This is a genomic window from Microbacterium oxydans, assembly GCF_026559675.1.
Taxonomy (GTDB): domain Bacteria; phylum Actinomycetota; class Actinomycetes; order Actinomycetales; family Microbacteriaceae; genus Microbacterium; species Microbacterium oxydans_D.
The window spans coordinates 1,216,614-1,234,495 of the sequence record NZ_CP092891.1 but is presented as its reverse complement, the minus strand read 5'-3'; the positions used below and the strand labels follow the sequence as shown (position 1 = coordinate 1,234,495).

At 69.8% G+C, this 17,882-nt stretch carries 20 protein-coding genes; 9 read left to right on the top strand and 11 right to left on the bottom strand.

The features are described from left to right. Window positions 1-113 precede the first annotated feature (113 nt). Entirely contained in the window at window positions 114-1,142 is a 1,029-nt protein-coding gene (gene fbaA / locus MME74_RS05880; RefSeq protein WP_267417792.1) for a class II fructose-bisphosphate aldolase, read from the top strand. A gap of 83 nt (window positions 1,143-1,225) precedes the next feature. Here fbaA and MME74_RS05875 read toward each other — a convergent pair whose 3' ends face one another. The 4 genes from MME74_RS05875 to MME74_RS05860 all read right to left on the bottom strand — a co-directional run bounded on the left by MME74_RS05875 (window position 1,226) and on the right by MME74_RS05860 (window position 5,159). After that, the gene (locus tag MME74_RS05875) at window positions 1,226-2,485 is read right to left on the bottom strand and encodes a hypothetical protein (protein WP_267417791.1); all 1,260 of its coding nucleotides are present in this window, start codon (window positions 2,483-2,485) and stop codon (window positions 1,226-1,228) included. A 29-nt stretch (window positions 2,486-2,514) separates the two neighbouring features. Continuing rightward, complete coding sequence (locus MME74_RS05870) at window positions 2,515-3,048, bottom strand: DUF6264 family protein (protein ID WP_267417790.1); 534 nt, start codon at window positions 3,046-3,048, stop codon at window positions 2,515-2,517. A gap of 246 nt (window positions 3,049-3,294) precedes the next feature. Further along, window positions 3,295-4,077, bottom strand: a complete 783-nt coding sequence (locus tag MME74_RS05865; RefSeq protein ID WP_267417789.1) for an IclR family transcriptional regulator — start codon at window positions 4,075-4,077, stop codon at window positions 3,295-3,297. A 2-nt stretch (window positions 4,078-4,079) separates the two neighbouring features. After that, window positions 4,080-5,159, bottom strand: coding sequence for a 4-hydroxy-3-methylbut-2-enyl diphosphate reductase (locus tag MME74_RS05860; RefSeq protein ID WP_267417788.1), 1,080 nt, complete (start codon window positions 5,157-5,159; stop codon window positions 4,080-4,082). A gap of 64 nt (window positions 5,160-5,223) precedes the next feature. Here MME74_RS05860 and xseA point away from each other — a divergent pair, with 64 nt between their 5' ends. Genes xseA through MME74_RS05835 form a run of 5 tightly spaced genes read left to right on the top strand, consistent with a single transcriptional unit; the run spans window position 5,224 to window position 9,522 of the window. Beyond that, the gene (xseA, locus tag MME74_RS05855; RefSeq protein ID WP_267417787.1) at window positions 5,224-6,501 is read left to right on the top strand and encodes an exodeoxyribonuclease VII large subunit; all 1,278 of its coding nucleotides are present in this window, start codon (window positions 5,224-5,226) and stop codon (window positions 6,499-6,501) included. Between the two features lie 36 nt (window positions 6,502-6,537). Then, window positions 6,538-6,780: an exodeoxyribonuclease VII small subunit gene (locus MME74_RS05850; RefSeq protein ID WP_267417786.1), complete on the top strand. Its 243-nt coding sequence runs from the start codon at window positions 6,538-6,540 to the stop codon at window positions 6,778-6,780. Then, entirely contained in the window at window positions 6,777-7,421 is a 645-nt protein-coding gene (locus tag MME74_RS05845) for a DUF4245 family protein (RefSeq protein WP_267417785.1), read from the top strand. Before MME74_RS05850 ends, MME74_RS05845 begins: the two co-directional genes overlap by 4 nt. After that, window positions 7,418-8,104, top strand: coding sequence for a carbonic anhydrase (locus MME74_RS05840; RefSeq protein ID WP_267417784.1), 687 nt, complete (start codon window positions 7,418-7,420; stop codon window positions 8,102-8,104). The genes MME74_RS05845 and MME74_RS05840 overlap by 4 nt, the downstream gene beginning before the upstream one ends. After that, window positions 8,101-9,522 carry a class II fumarate hydratase gene (locus MME74_RS05835; protein ID WP_267417783.1) on the top strand — a complete coding sequence of 474 codons (1,422 nt, stop codon included), beginning with the start codon at window positions 8,101-8,103 and terminating at the stop codon, window positions 9,520-9,522. The genes MME74_RS05840 and MME74_RS05835 overlap by 4 nt, the downstream gene beginning before the upstream one ends. Window positions 9,523-9,581: 59 nt before the next feature. Here the strand turns inward: MME74_RS05835 and MME74_RS05830 are convergent, their stop codons facing one another. From MME74_RS05830 to MME74_RS05815, 4 genes are all read right to left on the bottom strand, one after another. Continuing rightward, the gene (locus tag MME74_RS05830; RefSeq protein WP_267417782.1) at window positions 9,582-10,964 is read right to left on the bottom strand and encodes a PhoH family protein; all 1,383 of its coding nucleotides are present in this window, start codon (window positions 10,962-10,964) and stop codon (window positions 9,582-9,584) included. Window positions 10,965-11,122: 158 nt separating this feature from the next. Beyond that, window positions 11,123-11,434, bottom strand: coding sequence for a hypothetical protein (locus MME74_RS05825; RefSeq protein ID WP_267417781.1), 312 nt, complete (start codon window positions 11,432-11,434; stop codon window positions 11,123-11,125). Further along, entirely contained in the window at window positions 11,341-12,252 is a 912-nt protein-coding gene (locus MME74_RS05820) for an aminotransferase class V-fold PLP-dependent enzyme (protein WP_267417780.1), read from the bottom strand. The genes MME74_RS05825 and MME74_RS05820 overlap by 94 nt, the downstream gene beginning before the upstream one ends. Window positions 12,253-12,291: 39 nt before the next feature. Next, window positions 12,292-13,071 carry an isoprenyl transferase gene (locus MME74_RS05815; RefSeq protein ID WP_267418524.1) on the bottom strand — a complete coding sequence of 260 codons (780 nt, stop codon included), beginning with the start codon at window positions 13,069-13,071 and terminating at the stop codon, window positions 12,292-12,294. A 112-nt stretch (window positions 13,072-13,183) separates the two neighbouring features. On the opposite strand from MME74_RS05815, the gene trhA reads away from it, so the two are divergent. After that, window positions 13,184-13,915 carry a PAQR family membrane homeostasis protein TrhA gene (gene trhA / locus MME74_RS05810; protein WP_267417779.1) on the top strand — a complete coding sequence of 244 codons (732 nt, stop codon included), beginning with the start codon at window positions 13,184-13,186 and terminating at the stop codon, window positions 13,913-13,915. Between the two features lie 49 nt (window positions 13,916-13,964). Here trhA and MME74_RS05805 read toward each other — a convergent pair whose 3' ends face one another. After that, entirely contained in the window at window positions 13,965-14,270 is a 306-nt protein-coding gene (locus tag MME74_RS05805; RefSeq protein ID WP_267417778.1) for a hypothetical protein, read from the bottom strand. Window positions 14,271-14,338: 68 nt separating this feature from the next. Here MME74_RS05805 and MME74_RS05800 point away from each other — a divergent pair, with 68 nt between their 5' ends. Next, window positions 14,339-14,725: a DUF4307 domain-containing protein gene (locus MME74_RS05800; RefSeq protein ID WP_267417777.1), complete on the top strand. Its 387-nt coding sequence runs from the start codon at window positions 14,339-14,341 to the stop codon at window positions 14,723-14,725. 98 nt (window positions 14,726-14,823) lie between these two features. Next, entirely contained in the window at window positions 14,824-15,312 is a 489-nt protein-coding gene (gene greA / locus MME74_RS05795) for a transcription elongation factor GreA (protein WP_267417776.1), read from the top strand. Between the two features lie 70 nt (window positions 15,313-15,382). On the opposite strand, the gene ilvA is transcribed toward greA, so the two are convergent. Together ilvA and MME74_RS05785 are read right to left on the bottom strand one after the other, a co-directional pair. Beyond that, window positions 15,383-16,612 (bottom strand): threonine ammonia-lyase, encoded by a 1,230-nt coding sequence (gene ilvA / locus MME74_RS05790; protein WP_267417775.1) that lies wholly within the window; start codon window positions 16,610-16,612, stop codon window positions 15,383-15,385. Further along, window positions 16,609-17,805: an AI-2E family transporter gene (locus MME74_RS05785; protein WP_267417773.1), complete on the bottom strand. Its 1,197-nt coding sequence runs from the start codon at window positions 17,803-17,805 to the stop codon at window positions 16,609-16,611. Before MME74_RS05785 ends, ilvA begins: the two co-directional genes overlap by 4 nt. Window positions 17,806-17,882 lie beyond the last annotated feature (77 nt).

The following is a 17,882-nucleotide window of genomic DNA, read 5'->3' as shown; positions in this document are numbered from 1 at the left end:
CTTAACAGTGGCGCAGAAGCGCCGGGCCGCGAGCGACGTCACGCCTGCGGTAGCGACCCACGCGCCCCGATAGAGTGGCACCTGTCCCGGCTTCCCCTATCGCAGGAGTTCTCATGCCCGTCGCCACCCCGGATCAGTACGCCGAAATGCTCGACCGCGCGAAGGCCGGCGGCTTCGCGTACCCCGCATTCAACGTCTCCAGCTCGCAGACGATCAACTCCGTCCTCCAGGGACTGACCGAGGCCGGCTCCGACGGCATCATCCAGGTCACCACGGGTGGCGCCGACTACTTCGCCGGCCACACGGTGAAGGCTCGCGCGACGGGCGCCCTCGCGTTCGCCCGCTTCGCCACCGAGGTCGCCAAGAACTACCCGATCACCGTCGCGCTGCACACGGATCACTGCCCGAAGGACGCGCTGGCCGGCTTCGTCGAGCCGCTGATCTCCGCCTCCGAGGAAGAGGTCAAGGCCGGTCGCAACCCGATCTTCCAGTCCCACATGTGGGACGGCTCCGCCGTTCCGCTCGCGGAGAACATCGAGATCGCGAAGGATCTCCTCCCCCGCATGAAGAACATCAACGCCATCCTCGAGGTCGAGATCGGCGTCGTCGGCGGCGAAGAGGACGGCGTGCAGCACGAGGGCTCGAACGACGCTCTCTACACGACCTTCGCCGACGTCGACCAGGCCGTGCAGGCGCTGGGCCTCGGCGAGCAGGGCCGCTACATCGCCGCGCTCACCTTCGGCAACGTGCACGGTGTCTACAAGCCCGGCGGCGTGAAGCTGCGTCCGGAACTCCTCGGCGAGATCCAGGCCGAGGTCGCCGCGAAGTACAACACCGGCGCCAAGCCGCTCGACCTGGTCTTCCACGGCGGCTCCGGCTCGACCGACGAGGAGATCGCCCTCGCGGTCGCCAACGGCGTGATCAAGATGAACATCGACACCGACACGCAGTACGCCTACACGCGTGCGATCGCCGACTACATGTTCAAGAACTACGACGGCGTGCTGAAGGTCGACGGCGAGGTCGGCAACAAGAAGCAGTACGACCCGCGCGCCTGGGGCAAGATCGCCGAGTCGGCGATGGGCGCCCGCGTGGTCGAGTCGACCCGTCAGCTCGGCTCCTACGGCCAGTCCCAGAGCTGAGCGACCCGCTCCGACGAAGAGATGCCCCCAGCCGCACGGCTGGGGGCATCTCTTGTGTGAGGCGGGTGCGGACGCAGCGAGCGCTACGGGCGGCGTCCGCGACGGATCCGCGTGACCCAGATCGCGGTATCGATCACCGCGTCGATGATCAGGAGAACGCCCAGGAACCGACCGACTCCGCGCCAGCGGGACGCCGCCCACACCCCCGTTCCGAGCTCGCCGAGCGTCACCGAGAGACCCAGTGCGGGACGACGCAGGAGCGCATCCTCCAGCCGTACCAGCGGTCGCCGACGACGGGTGAGCGGGCTGAGCTCCCCCATGCCCGCGATCGCGGTCTCCCGGAGCGTGGGCCACCATCCGGTCGGGAGGAAGCGCCGCTCGGGCACCGTGGCGTTCTCCGCGAACGCGGCCTCGATCAGGTCCGGCGCCACACCGAACGCGGCCACGAAGGCGCGCAGCCGGGCCTCGGAGCCCACCACCCCACCCAGGGACTCCGGGATCAGCGCGCGATGGGCGGCGTCGACGTCGAGGGGCACGATGGCGGCGAGTCCGAGGAGTTCGTCCCGGCTCCCGTCGCCCTCCGTGAGCAGCCGGCGATAGATCTCGGCCGTCTCCGGAACGCGGATGGCATCGATGTCGAGCACCGCACGGGTGTCCCGTTCCGCATCCGGCCAGAACGGCACCGTCCCCGTGCCGACCGCCGTCACGTCGAACCAGGCACCGGACTCCGTGCGGCTGAGCTCGATCAGCGGCAGCTCGGCCCGCGAACTGACCCAGTCCGCGGTCGGATCGGCGGACTCGAACTGCTGCAGCGACCAGTCACCGGACTCGCGGTGATCGACCGGCGTCCGGCGCGCCGAGGCGAGCACCCGCGCGATGGTGGGGCCCCGATGCGAGAACGCTGACACCTGCACGGTCGGCGTGTCGAACAGCGCGGGGTCGATGTCGACCATGTCCTCCTCCGCGTCCTCGCCGTCCACGTCGCCCTCGACGCTGATGTCGAGGGCGTCGCCCGCCTCCTCGTCCGTGTCGTCCTCCGTGTCGTCGTCCGCGTCGAGCCACAGCGTCAGTCCGTGCTCCTGGAACGCGGCGCGCAGTTCCGCGGTGCTCAGGGTCGACGCGACCCCGTCCTCGTCGTCCAGGGTCAGGACGTGACGGTCATCGGTGAGCGGGATCGCGAGAACGGCGTCCTGCGCATCCCCCCAGTCGCCGGTCGCATCGCGCAGTCCGGCGAGGACGCGCAGGCGGGCGAGCACATCCTGCGCGGCTGTGCGGGGGTCGGAGCCGTCGCCGCGATCGACGGAGACGTAGGAGAGCTGGACGCCGAAGCTGTTCTGAAGCATGCTTCGAACGTACCGGCCCCGTCCTGTGACTACGGACCGAGATCCGTCAGATGGGCGACGAAGGCCGGGTCGCCCATCATCGGCACCGCGATGCAGATCGACACCACGACCATGGTCGCGATCGCTCCGACGATCGGCACCCACCAGGTGATCCGGCCGCGACGCAGGCGACGGATCGACAGCGCCGCGGTGATCGACCAGCCGACGGCGAGGACGATCGCGGCGATGGTCCCCCAGGTGCGCCCCTGCGCGAAGTTCGTGAACTCCCCTTCGACGCCCATGATCTTCATGGTCTCGTTCATCACGCTCGGCAGATCGAGGTACGCCAGGCCCGTGATGACGATGTTGATCAGCCCGTACGCGAGCAAGGCGATCGTCACGAAGCGGTCCACCGGATGCGACTTCGCGCGGGCCGTGCCCGCCGGTGCGGCGGCCTGCACGGTACTGGGCACCGCGGCGGGAGGGGGCGCGGGCGCGAACTCCTCGATCGGGGGCAGCCCGGCGGCGCGGCGCTGCTCCTCGGGAGTCGCGAGTTCGCCGTACTGGGGCCGCTGATCGGTCATCCCGCCATGCTAACGGCACAAGCTCTGCACGGCTCCCAGGGGCCGCCGCCGTCGTGGACCCCGGAAACGATAGCGGCCCCGGAGAAGTGGGGACTTCTCGGGGCCGCGGATGTGGAGCGCTGGGGACGCTCCTCATCCGGATCGATCACCAGCGCTGGGGACGCTTGAGGCGATCGGTAGCGTTCATGTTTATCCGCTACTCCCCCGATCATAGGAAAACGCCTGCCGCCGCGCCAGGGGGAGACTTCAGATAGTGAAATCGGCGCCGTCGCCCAAGGAGTCGGCTCCGAGCTGGAGCGAGAGGCGCCGCGCGGTGCGCTGCAGAGTCGAGACGAGCTCCCGGTCCACCACCGCCCGGTTCGCGGGCAGCGAGATCGCGAGCGACGCGATGATGCCGGGAGCGATGACCGGAACGGCCACGCATGTCGCGCCGATCGCGTACTCCTCGTGGTCCACCGCCCACCCCGGCGAGCGCTCCAGCTGGGTCAGCAGCGTGCGGCGGTCGCTGATCGTCCGCGGCGTGAGCTCCTCCAGACGGTGCCGGGAGAGATAGTCCATCCGCTCCTCGTCGGGCAGGTCGGCGAGGATCTGCTTCCCCAGGGCCGTCGCATGCGCGCTGGACTGCAAGCCGACCCACAGCTCGACCCGCGGGTTGCGCGCCGCGTCGACGATGTCGATGAGGTGCATCTCGCCGTCGGCGAATCGGGAGAGATACGCCGTCGCGCCGACGTCTTCCGTCACATCGCGCAGGGCGGCGCGGACGCGGGCGAGGAAGACGCCCCGGGAGTCGATCTGCTGCTGGAAGGCGGGGAACCGCGAGCCGAGCACCACTCCGTCGGATTCGGAGCTGAGGTACCCCTCGTGCACGAGAGTGCGTACCAGGTTGTAGGTGGTGCCCGGGGTGAGCCCCGTGATCGCCGCCAGCATCTTGGTGGGAAGCGGACGCGGCGAGTTGGCGACGATGTCGATCAGACGCAGTGCGCGCTGTACGGACCCGATGAGGGTCGGCTCCGCTTCCGCGGCGCTCAACGCTACGCGCCTCCTCCGGATGCACGTCCGCCGAGGGCCCGTGCGTCGCGCTGACCGGCAGCGTCCTGACGCAGCTCCTTGGGGAGCGAGAACATGAGGTCCTCCTCCGCCGTCTTCACCTCTTCGACATCGCGGTAGCCGGCATCGCCGATCGCGTCGAGCACCTCGCGCACGAGCACCTCCGGGACGGACGCCCCGCTCGTCACGCCGACGGTCTCGACACCGTCGAGCCACTCCTGCCGGATCTCCTCGGCGTAGTCGACGCGGTACGCCGCCTTCGCCCCGTACTCGAGCGCCACCTCGACGAGGCGCACGCTGTTGGAGGAGTTGGACGAGCCGACGACGATCACGAGATCCGCGCCGGCGGCCACCTTCTTGATGGCGACCTGACGGTTCTGCGTGGCGTAGCAGATGTCGTCGGACGGCGGATTCTGCAGTTCGGGGAAGCGCGTGCGCAGGCGGTTGACCGTCTCCATGGTCTCGTCGACGGAGAGGGTGGTCTGCGAGAGCCAGACGACCTTGTTCGGGTCCTTCACGACGACGGTGTCGGCCTCCTCCGGGGAGTTCACCACCGTGACATGGTCGGGCGCCTCGCCCGCGGTGCCCTCGACCTCCTCGTGGCCGTCGTGGCCGATGAGCAGGATCTCGAAATCGTCGCGCGCGAAGCGCACCGCCTCGCGGTGCACCTTGGTGACGAGCGGGCAGGTGGCGTCGATCGCGTGCAGGCCGCGATCGGAGGCCGCGTTCACGACCGCCGGCGAGACACCGTGCGCGCTGAACACGACGTGGGCGCCCTCGGGGATCTCGTCGACCTCCTCGACGAAGATCGCGCCCTTCTCCTCGAGCTCGGTCACCACGTGGATGTTGTGCACGATCTGCTTGCGCACGTACACGGGCGCGCCGTAGCGCTCGAGAGCCTTCTCCACGGCGACCACCGCGCGGTCCACGCCGGCGCAGTATCCGCGCGGAGCGGCGAGCAGAACCCGCTTGTGTCCGGCCACCGGGTTATCCTGAAGCCGCCCGGCCGCCGCGCGAACGCGTGGGAGGCGAGGGACGGGGAGATGAACGGCAGTCGAAGTCACCCTTGAATTCTACCGTCGCGCAGCTGTGCGGGGCCGGGGAGAGTCTGAGCAGGAGCGGGAGCGGATGACAGTCTTCGAAGCGACGACCGGACAGGGCGAGACGCCACCCGCCGACTCCGTGGCACCGCGTGACTCCACGGCCGACGCCCCCACCTCGGTCACCCGCCTGAACACGACCATCCGCGACTTCATCGCCCGATGGAACACGGTGTGGGTCGAGGGCGAGATCACCTCCTGGAACGTGCGGGCCGGCAACGTCTTCGCGCGTCTCAAGGACACCCGCTCCGACGCGCAGATCTCGATCCGGGTGTGGTCGAGCGTGCGCGGGCGCATCCCCTCCGACATCGGCGTGGGCGACCATGTCGTCGCCGCGGTGAAGGCCGACTACTTCGTCAAGGCCGGCGACTTCAGCTTCACCGTCTCGGCGATGAAGCACGTCGGGCTCGGCGACCAGCTGGAGCGCCTCGAGAAGCTCCGCGTCCAGCTCCGGCAGGAGGGACTGTTCGATCCGTCCCGCAAGCAGCGCCTGCCGTTCCTCCCCCACGTGATCGGCCTGATCACCGGAGAGCGGTCCGACGCCGAGAAGGACGTGCACCGCAACGCCGAGCTCCGCTGGCCGCAGGTGCGCTTCCGCACCGAGTACGCCGCCGTGCAGGGCGACCGCTGCGTCCCCGACACCCTGGCCGCGCTCGCACGCCTGGACGCCGACCCCGAGGTCGACGTCATCATCATCGCCCGCGGCGGTGGCGACCCGCAGACGCTCCTGGGGTTCAGCGACGAGCGGCTCGTCCGTGCCGTCGCCGCCGCGTCCACCCCCGTCGTCAGCGCGATCGGCCACGAGAACGACCACCCGCTCCTCGACGACGTCGCCGATCTGCGCGCCTCCACGCCGACGGATGCAGCCAAGCGGGTCGTGCCCGATGTCGGCGAGCAGCGCGCCCTGATCGCGCAGCTGCGGTCCCGCGCGACCACCCGCCTGACGCACCGTCTCTCGCATGACATCGCCCAGCTCGAGCAGCTCCGCTCCCGCCCGGTGCTGCGCTCCCCCGCACCGATCATCGATGCCCGCGCCCAGGAGCTGTGGCTGCTGCTGTCGCGCGGACGCGACACCCTGACCCGACACCTCGACACCGCGGGCCGTCGCACCAGTGAGCTGCGCGCCTCCCTGCGCGCGCTGTCCCCCGCGGCGACCCTCGCCCGCGGCTACGCGATCGCCCACCTCGATGGAGGCGTGATCCTGCGCGATGCCGCCGAGGCTCCGGCCGGCAGCGCCCTGACGATCACGCTCGATCGCGGCTCCGTGGCGGCGCGCTCGGAGGGCGAGGTCGCGGAATCCGCCTGAGCCTGGCCGCCGCGGCGCACGACGTAGGATGGAGGGGTGAGTGCGCTGAACGACATCCCCGTGGAGACGCTGTCGTTCGAGGCGGCCCGTGACGAGCTCGTGAAGGTCGTCGCCGAGCTCGAGCAGGGCTCCCCGACGCTGGAGCACTCGCTCGCCCTCTGGGAGCGCGGCGAAGCCCTGGCCGCCCGCTGCGAGGAGTGGCTCCTCGGGGCGAAGCGCCGTCTGGACGCCGCCCGCGCCGCCGCCTCCGATACCGAGACGCCGTCGGGAGAGTCATGAGCAAGCAGCCCCCGATCATCGCCGAGCTCGGCCGCCCGGAGACCCCCGACGAGACCGCCGCACGCAAGGCCGCATCCAGCAAGGCCTACCGGTCGAGCCAGACCATGCGGAACCTCGTCGCGGCCCTGCTCGTCACGGTCGCCGTCGTGGCCGTCATCATCCTCGCGGTCCCCCGCGGCGAGCCGGTGGAGCAGAAGCCGCTCGACGTGGCCGGCATCGCCGAGGGCGTCGAGTCCTCCATGGATCGCGACGTGCTCATCCCCGATCTCGGCACCTTCTGGCGCGCCAACGCCGCCGCCATGCAGGGCGGGGCGACGGTCGTCTGGGAGGTCACCCTCGCTCCGAAGGACGAGGACGAGCGCGGCTTCATCAAGGTCGCCCAGGCCTTCGACGCCGACGCATCCTGGGCGCCGCAGCGTCTGAACGGCATCGCCCCCACCGACACCGTCCGCATCGGCGGGTTCGACTGGGATGTGTTCAAGCCGGGCGGCTCCGACTCGAACGCCAACGTCAGCTACGCCATCGGCACCCAGGCGGGTGACGACTACATCCTGCTCTACGGCTCGCGATCCCCCGACTCCACCGCCGAGCTGGCCGAGTCCCTCATCCCCCAGATCCGCTCCCTCTCGGAGGCTTCATGACGCACCCCCTGACCCCGTCCGCGGCCTGGCAGCAGATGCAGGAGGGCAACCGCCGGTTCGTGGCGGACGAGCCGAGGCATCCCAACCAGGACGTCGCTCGCCGCAAGGATCTCGAGGCGGCGCAGCACCCCGTCGCGACGCTGTTCGGCTGCTCCGACTCGCGCCTCGCCGCCGAGATCATCTTCGACCTCGGCCTGGGCGACCTCTTCGTCGTGCGCAACGCCGGCCAGGTGATGGGCGAGTCCATCGTGGCCAGCCTGGAGTACGCCGTGGCCGTGTTGGAGGTGCCGCTGATCGTGGTCCTCGCCCATGACTCGTGCGGCGCGGTGCGCGCCGCGATCGACGGCACCGCGATCGACGCGGCCCCGCTGCCCCCGCACATCTGGAAGCTGATCGCTCCGATCGTGCCGGCCGCGCGGAAGGTCCTCGCCGAGAGCGGCGGCGGCACGGTGGCGGACATCGACTCGGAACTCGTCGGGCGCGAGCACCTGCGCAACACCGTCGGCGATCTGCTGCAGTCGTCCGAGATCATCAGCAACGCCGTCGCCGAGGGTCGACTCGGCATCGTCGGCGCCAACTACCGCCTGGCCGAGGGCACCGCGGTGCCCGTGATCACGGTCGGCATCGACACCGAGGACGCTATCCAGGGGACAGGCCCCGTAACCAAGGAGGGTTCGGAATGACCGAGACCGACCAGCGCAGCGGCGAAGACTCGCTGAGCTACCGCATCGAGCACGACACCATGGGTGAGGTGCGGGTACCCGTGAACGCACTCTACGGAGCGCAGACCCAGCGCGCCGTGGAGAACTTCCCGATCTCCGGAAAGGGGCTGGAGTCGACGCAGATCGCCGCCCTGGCCCGCATCAAGAAGGCTGCGGCACTCGCCAACAAGGAGCTCGGCACGCTCGACGGCGCCATCGCCGACGCGATCGCCCAGGCCGCCGACCAGGTCGCCTCGGGCGCCCACGACGGCGAGTTCCCGGTCGACACCTACCAGACCGGCTCCGGCACGTCGTCGAACATGAACATGAACGAGGTGCTGGCGACGCTCGCGACTCGCATCCTCGGCGCGACGGTTCACCCCAACGACCACGTGAACGCCTCGCAGTCGTCGAACGACGTGTTCCCGACCTCGGTGCACATCGCGGTCACCCAGGCGCTCATCGACACGCTCATCCCGGCGCTCGACCACCTCGCCGTCGCCCTCGAGGCGAAGGCGGAGCTGTGGAAGGACGCGGTCAAGTCCGGCCGTACGCACCTCATGGACGCCACGCCGGTGACCCTCGGCCAGGAGTTCGGCGGTTACGCCCGTCAGATCCGCCTGGGCATCGAGCGCGTGCAGTCGGCCCTCCCCCGCGTCGCCGAGGTCCCGCTGGGCGGCACCGCGGTCGGCACCGGCATCAACACGCCGCTCGGCTTCCCGCAGAAGGTCATCGCGCTGCTCGCGGCCGAGACCGAGCTGCCCATCACCGAGGCGAAGGACCACTTCGAGGCGCAGGCCAACCGCGACGGTCTGGTCGAGGCCTCCGGCGCGCTGCGCACGATCGCGGTCTCGCTGACCAAGATCAACAACGACCTGCGCTGGATGGGCTCCGGCCCCAACACGGGTCTGGGTGAGCTGCACATCCCCGACCTGCAGCCCGGCTCCTCGATCATGCCCGGCAAGGTCAACCCGGTCGTGCCCGAGGCCGTGCTGATGGTGTGCGCCCGCGTGATCGGCAACGACGCGACGGTCGCCTGGGCCGGAGCATCCGGCTCCTTCGAGCTCAACGTCGCGATCCCCGTCATGGGCACCGCGGTGCTCGAGTCGATCCGCCTGCTGTCGAACGCCTCGCGTGTGCTCGCCGACAAGACCATCGACGGCCTGCAGGCGAACGTCGACCGCGCCGCCGCGTTCGCGGGCATGAGCCCGTCGATCGTGACCCCGCTGAACAAGCTCATCGGCTACGAGGCCGCTGCGAAGATCGCGAAGCACTCGGTCGCCAAGGGCATCACGGTGCGCGACGCCGTGATCGACCTCGGCTACGTCGAGCGCGGCGAGCTCACCCTGGAGCAGCTGGACGAGAAGCTCGACCTGCTCTCGATGACCCACCCGGGCTGACCCCCGAGACGACGGATGCCGCGAGGACTCGTTCCTCGCGGCATCCGCTGTTTCCTCGGTCAGCTGAGCTCTCCGCCCTCCAGGAGCTCGGTGACGAGGGCTGCGATCGCCGAGCGCTCGGAGCGCATCAGGGTCACGTGACCGAAGAGGTCGTGTCCCTTCAGCGTCTCGATCACGCTGGCGATCCCGTCGTGCCGGCCGACGCGGAGGTTGTCGCGCTGCCCGACGTCGTGGGTGAGGATGACGCGCGAGTTCTGCCCCATGCGGCTCAGCACGGTCAGCAGGACGTTGCGTTCGAGCGACTGCGCCTCGTCGACGATCACGAACGCGTCGTGGAGGGAGCGTCCGCGGATGTGCGTGAGCGGCAGCACCTCCAGCAGTCCGCGCTCGATGACCTCCTCGATCACGTTGCCGGAGACGACCGACCCCAGGGTGTCGTAGACCGCCTGGCCCCACGGCCCCATCTTCTCGCCCTGGTCGCCGGGAAGGTAGCCGAGCTCCTGCCCGCCGACCGCGAAGAGCGGACGGAACACGATGATCTTCTTCTGCTGCTGACGCTCGAGCACGGCTTCGAGTCCGGCGCACAGCGCGAGCGCCGACTTGCCGGTGCCGGCGCGACCACCGAGGGAGACGATGCCGACCTCCTGGTCCAGGAGCAGGTCGATCGCGATGCGCTGCTCCGCGGAGCGGCCGTGCATCCCGAAGATGTCGCGGTCGCCGCGCACCAGTCGGTATTCGCCGTCGCCGGTGACCCGTCCGAGGGCGGAACCGCGCTCGGAGTGGATGATCAGTCCCGTGTTGACCGGCAGCCCGCGAGCCTCCTCGCTGATGCCGACCTCGCTCTCGTACAGGTCGCTGATGTCGTCTCCGGAGAGGTCGATCGTCGAGATGCCCGTCCACCCGGAGTCCACGGCCTGCTCGGCGAGGTACTCCTCGGCGCGAAGTCCGAGCGAGGCGGCCTTGACCCGCATCGGCAGGTCCTTGGAGACGATCGTGACGTCCTGCCCGTCCTGCGCCAGGTGCATCGCGACCGAGAGGATGCGGGTGTCGTTGTCGCTGAGGCGGATGCCGGCGGGGAGCACGGAGGAGTCGGTGTTGGCGAGCTCGACGCGGAGCGTTCCGCCCTCCCCCACCTCGACCGGGAAGTCCAGGCGACCGTGCTCGATTCGCAGGTCGTCGAGATGACGCAGGGCCTGTCGCGCGAAGTAGCCGATCTCCGGGTCGTGCCGTTTGCCCTCGAGCTCCGTGATGACGACGACGGGGAGGACGACGGAATGCTCGGCGAACCGGAAGAACGCCTGCGGATCGCTCAGCAGGACCGAGGTGTCGAGCACATAGGTGCGCAGATCCTGATCCGGATCGGCGGACGATGCTCGCCTCGTCGTCTTACGGGTGGACTGCTGCGCGGTGCTGGTGGCCTGCTGCGCTGTACGTGTGGTCACGACCCACTCCCGACCCGGGGAATCCCGGCTATTCGAACGAGTCGACCAGGGGGTCTCGAGTCGAAAACCTGAGGCCGACCCGACCGGGCGCCTTGCCCGATGCCTAGAACGTACGACCGCGAGAGGGATTAACCCGCACTCGACACGCCAGCGCTTCGTTACGCGCTGATGAACGTCTCGTTGCCGAACGCGTGCAGGGTGTCGTCGAGGAGCTGGAACGTGTCCGCGTCGGTGCCCGCGTGGGGCGCGATCCGCACCGAGGGCCCCCGTGCCGTCACCACCAGACCGGCGTTCGCGAGGGCCGCGGCCAGGCGTGCGGGCTCCTCCGGCGCGAGGGCGACGATGCCGGCGCGCTGCGAGCGCTCCCGCGGTGAGCTCACCTCGATGCCGTGGCGGTCGGCGATCTCGAGCACGGTGTCGACGTGCTCGGCGAGGCGCTCCTCGATCGCGGCGATGCCGGCGTCGCGCATGTCGCGCACCCCGATCGCGAGGCGACCCGCCGCGAGGGTGTCCGGGCCGCTGATCGTGTACGCCCTGGCCGATGCCGCGGGCGCGGGGAGCTCGTCCACGAACAGGCCGGAGGCCGTGGTCCCGGTGATCCCGGAGAGCACGGGGATATCCGCTCCCGTGCCCGAGGCGAGAACCAGGCGAAGGCGCTGCCGCGTCCGGCCCGCAGCCACTTGTAGCCGTGTCCGACCACGACGTCCGCCGCGCTGTAGTCGACGTCGATGACGCCGAACGACTGGACGGCGTCGACGATGAGCAGCCGGTCGGGGCCGATGGCCTCACGCAGCGCCGCGAGATCGACGCGGTACCCGGTGCGGAAGTCCACGTGGCTCACGGCCAGTGCGGTGACCTCGTCGTCGAGAGCCTCCGCCACGGCATCCGGGGTCACGCGTCCGTCGTCGGGAGTGATCCAGCGCGGCGTCAGCGCACGGTCCGATGCCGTGGATGCCCGCTCCAGGGTCAGGCTGACGCTGGGGAACTCCGCCGTGCTCGCGATGACCGCACCGGACAGCCCGTACAGCGCGTGCATGAGGCCGTGGGTGGACGAGGGCTGGAGCGTGACGTCGTCGGCGTCGCCGCCGAGCAGTTCCGCCACGACCTCCTGCGCCTGTCCGACCCGCTCCCAGACCAGGGACAGGGAGGACGGGCGCCCGTTGCCGAGCAGGTCGGCGTCGGCGAAGACCTCTTCGCGCACCGAGGGCGACAGCGGCCCGAAGGCCGCCCAGTTCAGGTAGCCGGACTCGTTGTCGAAGGTGTCGACATAGTCCTGGAAAGTGCTCACTGCGTCATTGTGGCACGGTGCCGTCCGGCCCGCGCCCGCTCAGCGTCCGAACCGGCGGTCGCGATCGGCGTAGTCGCGGATCGCGCGCAGGAAGTCCACCTGGCGGAGGTCGGGTCCGAGCGCCTCGACGAAGTAGAACTCGCTGTGCGCGCTCTGCCAGAGCAGGAAGTCGCTGAGCCGCTGCTCGCCGCTCGTGCGGATGACGAGGTCGGGGTCGGGCTGCCCCCCGGTGTACAGGTGCTCGCCGATCATCTCCGGCGTCAGGTGCGCGGCGAGGTCCTCCATCGTGCCGCCCGACGCCTCGTGCTTCGTGATGATGCTCCGGACGGCGTCGACGATCTCGTTGCGACCGCCGTATCCGACGGCGAGGTTCACGTGCAGTCCGCTGTGGTCCTTGGTGCGCTCCTCCGCGTCCGCCAGCACCCGCGCGAGCTCGGGGGGCAGGATGTCGGCGCGCCCGACGTGCTTGACCCGCCAGTTCCCCTCACGGGACAGGGCCTCCGCCAGCTCGGCGATGATCTCGATGAGGTCGGCGAGCTCCGCGGAGTCGCGCTTGCGGAGGTTGTCGCTGGAGAGCAGGTACAGGGAGACGACCCGCACGCCGAGCTCATCGCACCAGCCGAGGAACTCGCGCATCTTGGCAGCTCCGGCGCGGTGGCCCTCCGCGGGGGTGTCCAGTCCGAGCTGGCGCGCCCACCGCCGGTTGCCGTCGATCATCATCGCGACGTGATGCGGCACGGAGGCGGGATCGAGGTGACGACGCAGGCGACTGGTGTAGAGCCGGTACAGCGGCCCTCGCACCGGGCTCTCGCGGGAAATCACCTCCCTACGCTATCGTGCCGGGACCGCCACCACCGGTGCGGATGCTGAGGAATCGCGCCGCGTGGGATATGTTCCGTGCACGGTATGCGCACCGGCCTAGAGTGAGCACGTGAGCACTCCCGAAGCCTCCGGCCCCGACGTCCCCCAGCTGCCACTGCTCGAAGCCGCGGCCGTGGATGCGGCGGTCGACATCAAGCCGACCTGGCGGGGATGGATCCACGCCGCCACGTTCCCGGTGGCCATCGTCGCCGGTGTCGTACTGATCATCGTCGCGGACGGTGCGCCCGCGAAGTGGGCCGCGGCGGTCTTCATGGTCACCTCGCTCCTGCTCTTCGGCAACTCGGCGCTCTATCACCGTTTCGACTGGTCACCGAAGGTGAAGGTGCTTCTGAAGCGCATCGATCACGCCAACATCCTGCTGCTGATCGCCGGGACCTACACTCCCCTCGCCACCCTCGCGCTGCCCCCGTCGAAGGGCGTGCTCCTGCTGTCGCTGGTCTGGGGAGGCACGCTGATCGGGATCCTGTTCCGCGTGTTCTGGATCAATGCTCCGCGCTGGCTCTACGTCGCCCTGTACCTGCTGCTCGGCTGGGCGGCGGTGATGTACATCGTCGACCTGATGAACGCGAACTTCGCGATGATGGTGCTGGTGATCGTCGGAGGGCTGCTCTACACGGGAGGCGCGATCGTCTACGCGCTCAAGAAGCCCAACCCGTGGCCCGGCCACTTCGGCTTCCACGAGATCTTCCACGTGTGCACGGTGCTCGCGTTCCTGTGCCACTGGACCGCGTGCCTTCTCATCGCGCTGGCGCCGCTCTCGCCGTCGCTGGGCGCACCGTAGGTCCGAGACCGGCGGACGTGTGCACTCGGGGCGGCGGCGCCCGACGGGCTCAGCGCGTGGGCGGTTCCCGGCCCTCGTCGCGCGCGTCGGCGTCGTCCCGGTCCGGAGTCGCGGCACCGGTCGCGCCGTCAGCGGCCTCCGCCGCCGCGCGTGCGGCTTCCTCGGCGTCGAGCTCCTCCCGCACCTCGTCGCGGTACCGGACCCGCCGGATACGGCGGTTCATGTCCCAGATCAGCAGGATCACGGCGATCACGATGACGACGATCACGGCGAAACCGACGAACCCCGGAGTCACCAGCACCGGATTGACCGTCATGCTGGGTGTCGGCATCGGGGTCTCGGTCAGAGAGCGCATGAATGGGCCTTTCTCACGCAGGTCGCATAACCTGGTAACACCAGCCTAACGACCGGAAGAACCCCCCTGTGACGACCGCACTCGAGCTCGACGAACGCTATGGCCGAACCCGACGGCGTCGGCTGCCCTGGATCATCGGCGGCGCCGTCGCGCTGCTCGTCGTCGTCGCCTTCAGCTGGATGACCGTCGCGCAGTCCATGGCCTCCGTGGACGCGGACGATCTGGGCTTCGTGCTCGTCGACGAGCACTCGGTCGAACTGAGCTTCCAGGTGACCGGCGTGCAGGGCAAGGACGTCGTCTGCGCCGTGGAGGCGCTCGACGAGGAGTTCGGTGTCGTCGGCTGGAAGATCGTCGAGATCGCCGCCGGCGAGAGCCACTCCCAGGCCCGGAAGGTGACCATCCCGACGGTCGCGGAGGCGACGACAGGTTTGGTGAACACCTGCTGGGTCGCCTAGACTCGTGCCAGACAAGACGACGCCCCGGCACCGTGCCGGGGCGTCTTGGCATATCCCCCGCAGCATGTCGGAGGGATCCCGAAAGAAGGAGCTTCGTCATGTCCACCGACGCTCAGGTTCCCTTCCTCACGCAGGAAGCGTATGACCGGCTCGTCGCCGAGCTGGAGCACCTGTCCACGTTCGGCCGCGATGAGATCGCCAAGCGCATCGAGGCGGCTCGCGAGGAAGGCGACCTCAAGGAGAACGGCGGCTACCACGCTGCGAAGGATGAGCAGGGCAAGCAGGAGGCCCGCATCCGCACGCTCGAGGGACTGCTGAAGACCGCGAAGGTGGGCGAGGCTCCCGCCAGCCGCGGCATCGTCGAGCCCGGCACCGTCGTCACCGCCGTCGTCGCGGGTGGCGAAGAGGTCTTCCTCCTCGGAAGCCGGGAGATCGCCGCCGGCAGCGACCTGGACGTCTACAGCGAGGCCAGCCCGCTGGGCCAGGCCATCCTCGGCCTCAAGGTCGGCGAGAAGTCGTCGTACGAAGCTCCGAACGGCCGCTCGATCAGCGTCGAGATCGTGAACGTCGAGACGTACACGGGCTGAGCCGAGCCCCACGCAGAAGCGCCCCGCCTCCTCTCGGATGCGGGGCGCTTCTGCGTGTTCGGCCGGTCGCTCAGTCCGCGAGCAGGATGGGCTCGAAGCCGGCGCGACGCAGCGTGTCGAGCGTGTGCTCCGAGTGCTCGGGCCCGCGCGTCTCGACGCTCAGCTCGAGGATGACCTCGCTGATCTGCAGGCCGTGGCCGTGCCGGGTGTGCATGGCCTCGATCACGTTCGCCCCCGCCTCGGCGATGAGCTCGGACACCCTCGCGAGCTGTCCGGGACGGTCGGGCAGCGGGATGCGGATGGTGAGGTACCGGCCGGATGCGGCGAGCCCGTGGGAGACGACGCGCTGCAGCAGCAGCGGGTCGATGTTGCCGCCGGAGAGGACGGCCATCGTGGTTCCGGTGCCGGAGACCTTCCCGGCGAGGATGGCTGCCACGCCCGCGGCGCCGGCGGGCTCGACCACGACCTTCGCCTGCTCCAGCAGGATCAGGATCGCGCGCGCCAGATCGTCGTCGGAGACGGTGACCACCTCGTCGACGAGGTCCTTGATGATCTCGAACGGGATCGCGCCGGGACGGGCGACCAGGATGCCGTCGGCGATGGTCGGTCGCGTGACGATGTCGACGGGCTCCCCAGCGGCGAGCGACGGCGGGACCGCGGCGGCGTTCTCGGCCTGGACGCCGATGATGCGCACCGTGCGTCCGAGCTCAGCGGCACGGGCTTTGACGGCTGCCGCGACGCCCGCGATGAGGCCGCCGCCGCCGATGCCGAGGACCACGGTGTCGACCTCCGGCGCATCCTCGAGCAGCTCGAGGCCCAGTGTGCCCTGGCCGATCACGACGTCGCGGTGGTCGAAGGGATGGATCAGGACGGCACCGGTGCGCTCGGAGAACTCCGCGGCGAGGCGCAGGGACGTCGTGACGGTCTCGCCCTCCAGCACCACCTCCGCGCCGTAGCCGCGAGTGGCGAGGAGCTTGGGGACCGGCACGCCCAGGGGCATGAAGATCGTGGCGGGGATCCCGAGCGCCTGCGCGGCGAGGGCCACGCCCTGGGCGTGGTTGCCCGCGGAGGCCGCGACGACGCCGCGGGAGCGCTCCTCGGCGCTCAGCTTCGACAGCCGATAGGCCGCACCGCGGATCTTGAACGAGCCGGTGCGCTGAAGATTCTCCATCTTCAGCAGGACCGGACCTCCGTGAATGTCGGAGAGGGCTCGCGACGGCAGCGTCGGCGTGTGCGAGATCACCTCAGCCAGACTCTGAGCAGCGTGCTCGAACTCGGTCAGGCTGGGGACTGCACTCATCGATTCCTCCGTCTCCGCTCGCGCGGTACTGTGCTCCAGATCAGGTCGCCACTCGGGCCGACACCGGTACGCCACGACCCCGAACTCACCGTCACGGCGAAGACGTTCACGAACGCCGCGAGCGGCACCGCGAACAGCGCCCCGGGGATGCCGGCGATCATCGCGCCTCCCGCCACCACGAGGACGACGGCAAGGGGATGCACCTTGACCGCCGAGCCCATCATGATCGGCTGCAGGATGTGGCCCTCGATCTGCTGGACGGCCAGGACGACCACGAGCATCCACAGCGCGATCCACGGCCCGTTGTAGACGAGGGCGAGGAACACGGCGACGGCACCGGTGACGACGGCACCGACGATCGGGATGAACGAGCCGAGGAACACCAGCACGGCCACCGGCAGCGCGAGCGGCACCTGGAGCAGGAACGCCCCGAGGCCGATGCCGATCGCGTCGATGGTCGCCACGAACAGCTGGGTGCGGGCGTAGTTGACGATCGTCGCCCAGCCGTTGCGGGCCGCGCCATCGACCGCCGGGCGGGAGTTGCGCGGGAAGATCCGCAGGGTCCAGCGCCAGATCCCGGCGCCGTCGGCGAGCAGGCAGATGAGGATGAACAGCGAGAGCACCGCGCCGGTGGCGACATGCCCCACGGTGGTGCCGATGGCCAGTGCGCCGGTCCAGAGCACCTGCGCCTGCTCGTCGAGGAAGTCGAGCCCCTGCTGCAGGTAGTCGGCGATCTGGGTGTCGGAGAGGTTGAGCGGACCCTGGTGGAGCCAGACCTGGAACTGGTCGAAGGCCTCGGTCGAGCGCTGCTGGACGTCGGGCAGCTGCGCGCGCACCTGCCAGATCACGAGCCACAGGAGCCCCGCGACGATCGCGGCGGTGCCGATGAGGGAGATCGCGATCGCCAGCCAGCGCGGCAGACCGTGTCGCAGCATCCACGAGAACGCGGGCCACAGCAGGGCGGTGATGAGGATGCCGACCATGAGCGGGATGACCAGGAGCTTGAGCAGCATCACCAGCCAGATGAAGACGCCGATGGCGGCGGCGATGATCAGCAGCCGCCAGGCATAGCTCGCGGTGATGCGCAACGGCAGGGGCACCGCCTCGTCGGCATCGGTCGTCACGGTGCGGTCTGTGGAGACCGGGCGCGGACGGAAGAGATCTCGCAGCCGGGGTCGCTGGTCCTCGCTCATCGCCCAAGTCTACGGTCATGCCGTATGCCGTTGGACGCATCCTTCCGAGTACGGACCGCGATGTCGCCGGTCGGCGT

What these genes read in the sequence shown, in the direction of transcription:
- fbaA (WP_267417792.1), top strand. Translation starts at nt 114, where the DNA reads ATGCCCGTCGCCACCCCGGATCAGTACGCCGAAATGCTCGACCGCGCG.
- MME74_RS05875 (WP_267417791.1), bottom strand. Translation starts at nt 2,485, where the DNA reads ATGCTTCAGAACAGCTTCGGCGTCCAGCTCTCCTACGTCTCCGTCGAT.
- MME74_RS05870 (WP_267417790.1), bottom strand. Translation starts at nt 3,048, where the DNA reads ATGACCGATCAGCGGCCCCAGTACGGCGAACTCGCGACTCCCGAGGAG.
- xseA (WP_267417787.1), top strand. Translation starts at nt 5,224, where the DNA reads ATGACAGTCTTCGAAGCGACGACCGGACAGGGCGAGACGCCACCCGCC.
- MME74_RS05845 (WP_267417785.1), top strand. Translation starts at nt 6,777, where the DNA reads ATGAGCAAGCAGCCCCCGATCATCGCCGAGCTCGGCCGCCCGGAGACC.
- MME74_RS05840 (WP_267417784.1), top strand. Translation starts at nt 7,418, where the DNA reads ATGACGCACCCCCTGACCCCGTCCGCGGCCTGGCAGCAGATGCAGGAG.
- MME74_RS05835 (WP_267417783.1), top strand. Translation starts at nt 8,101, where the DNA reads ATGACCGAGACCGACCAGCGCAGCGGCGAAGACTCGCTGAGCTACCGC.
- MME74_RS05825 (WP_267417781.1), bottom strand. Translation starts at nt 11,434, where the DNA reads ATGCGCGACGCCGGCATCGCCGCGATCGAGGAGCGCCTCGCCGAGCAC.
- MME74_RS05805 (WP_267417778.1), bottom strand. Translation starts at nt 14,270, where the DNA reads ATGCGCTCTCTGACCGAGACCCCGATGCCGACACCCAGCATGACGGTC.
- greA (WP_267417776.1), top strand. Translation starts at nt 14,824, where the DNA reads ATGTCCACCGACGCTCAGGTTCCCTTCCTCACGCAGGAAGCGTATGAC.
- ilvA (WP_267417775.1), bottom strand. Translation starts at nt 16,612, where the DNA reads ATGAGTGCAGTCCCCAGCCTGACCGAGTTCGAGCACGCTGCTCAGAGT.
- MME74_RS05785 (WP_267417773.1), bottom strand. Translation starts at nt 17,805, where the DNA reads ATGAGCGAGGACCAGCGACCCCGGCTGCGAGATCTCTTCCGTCCGCGC.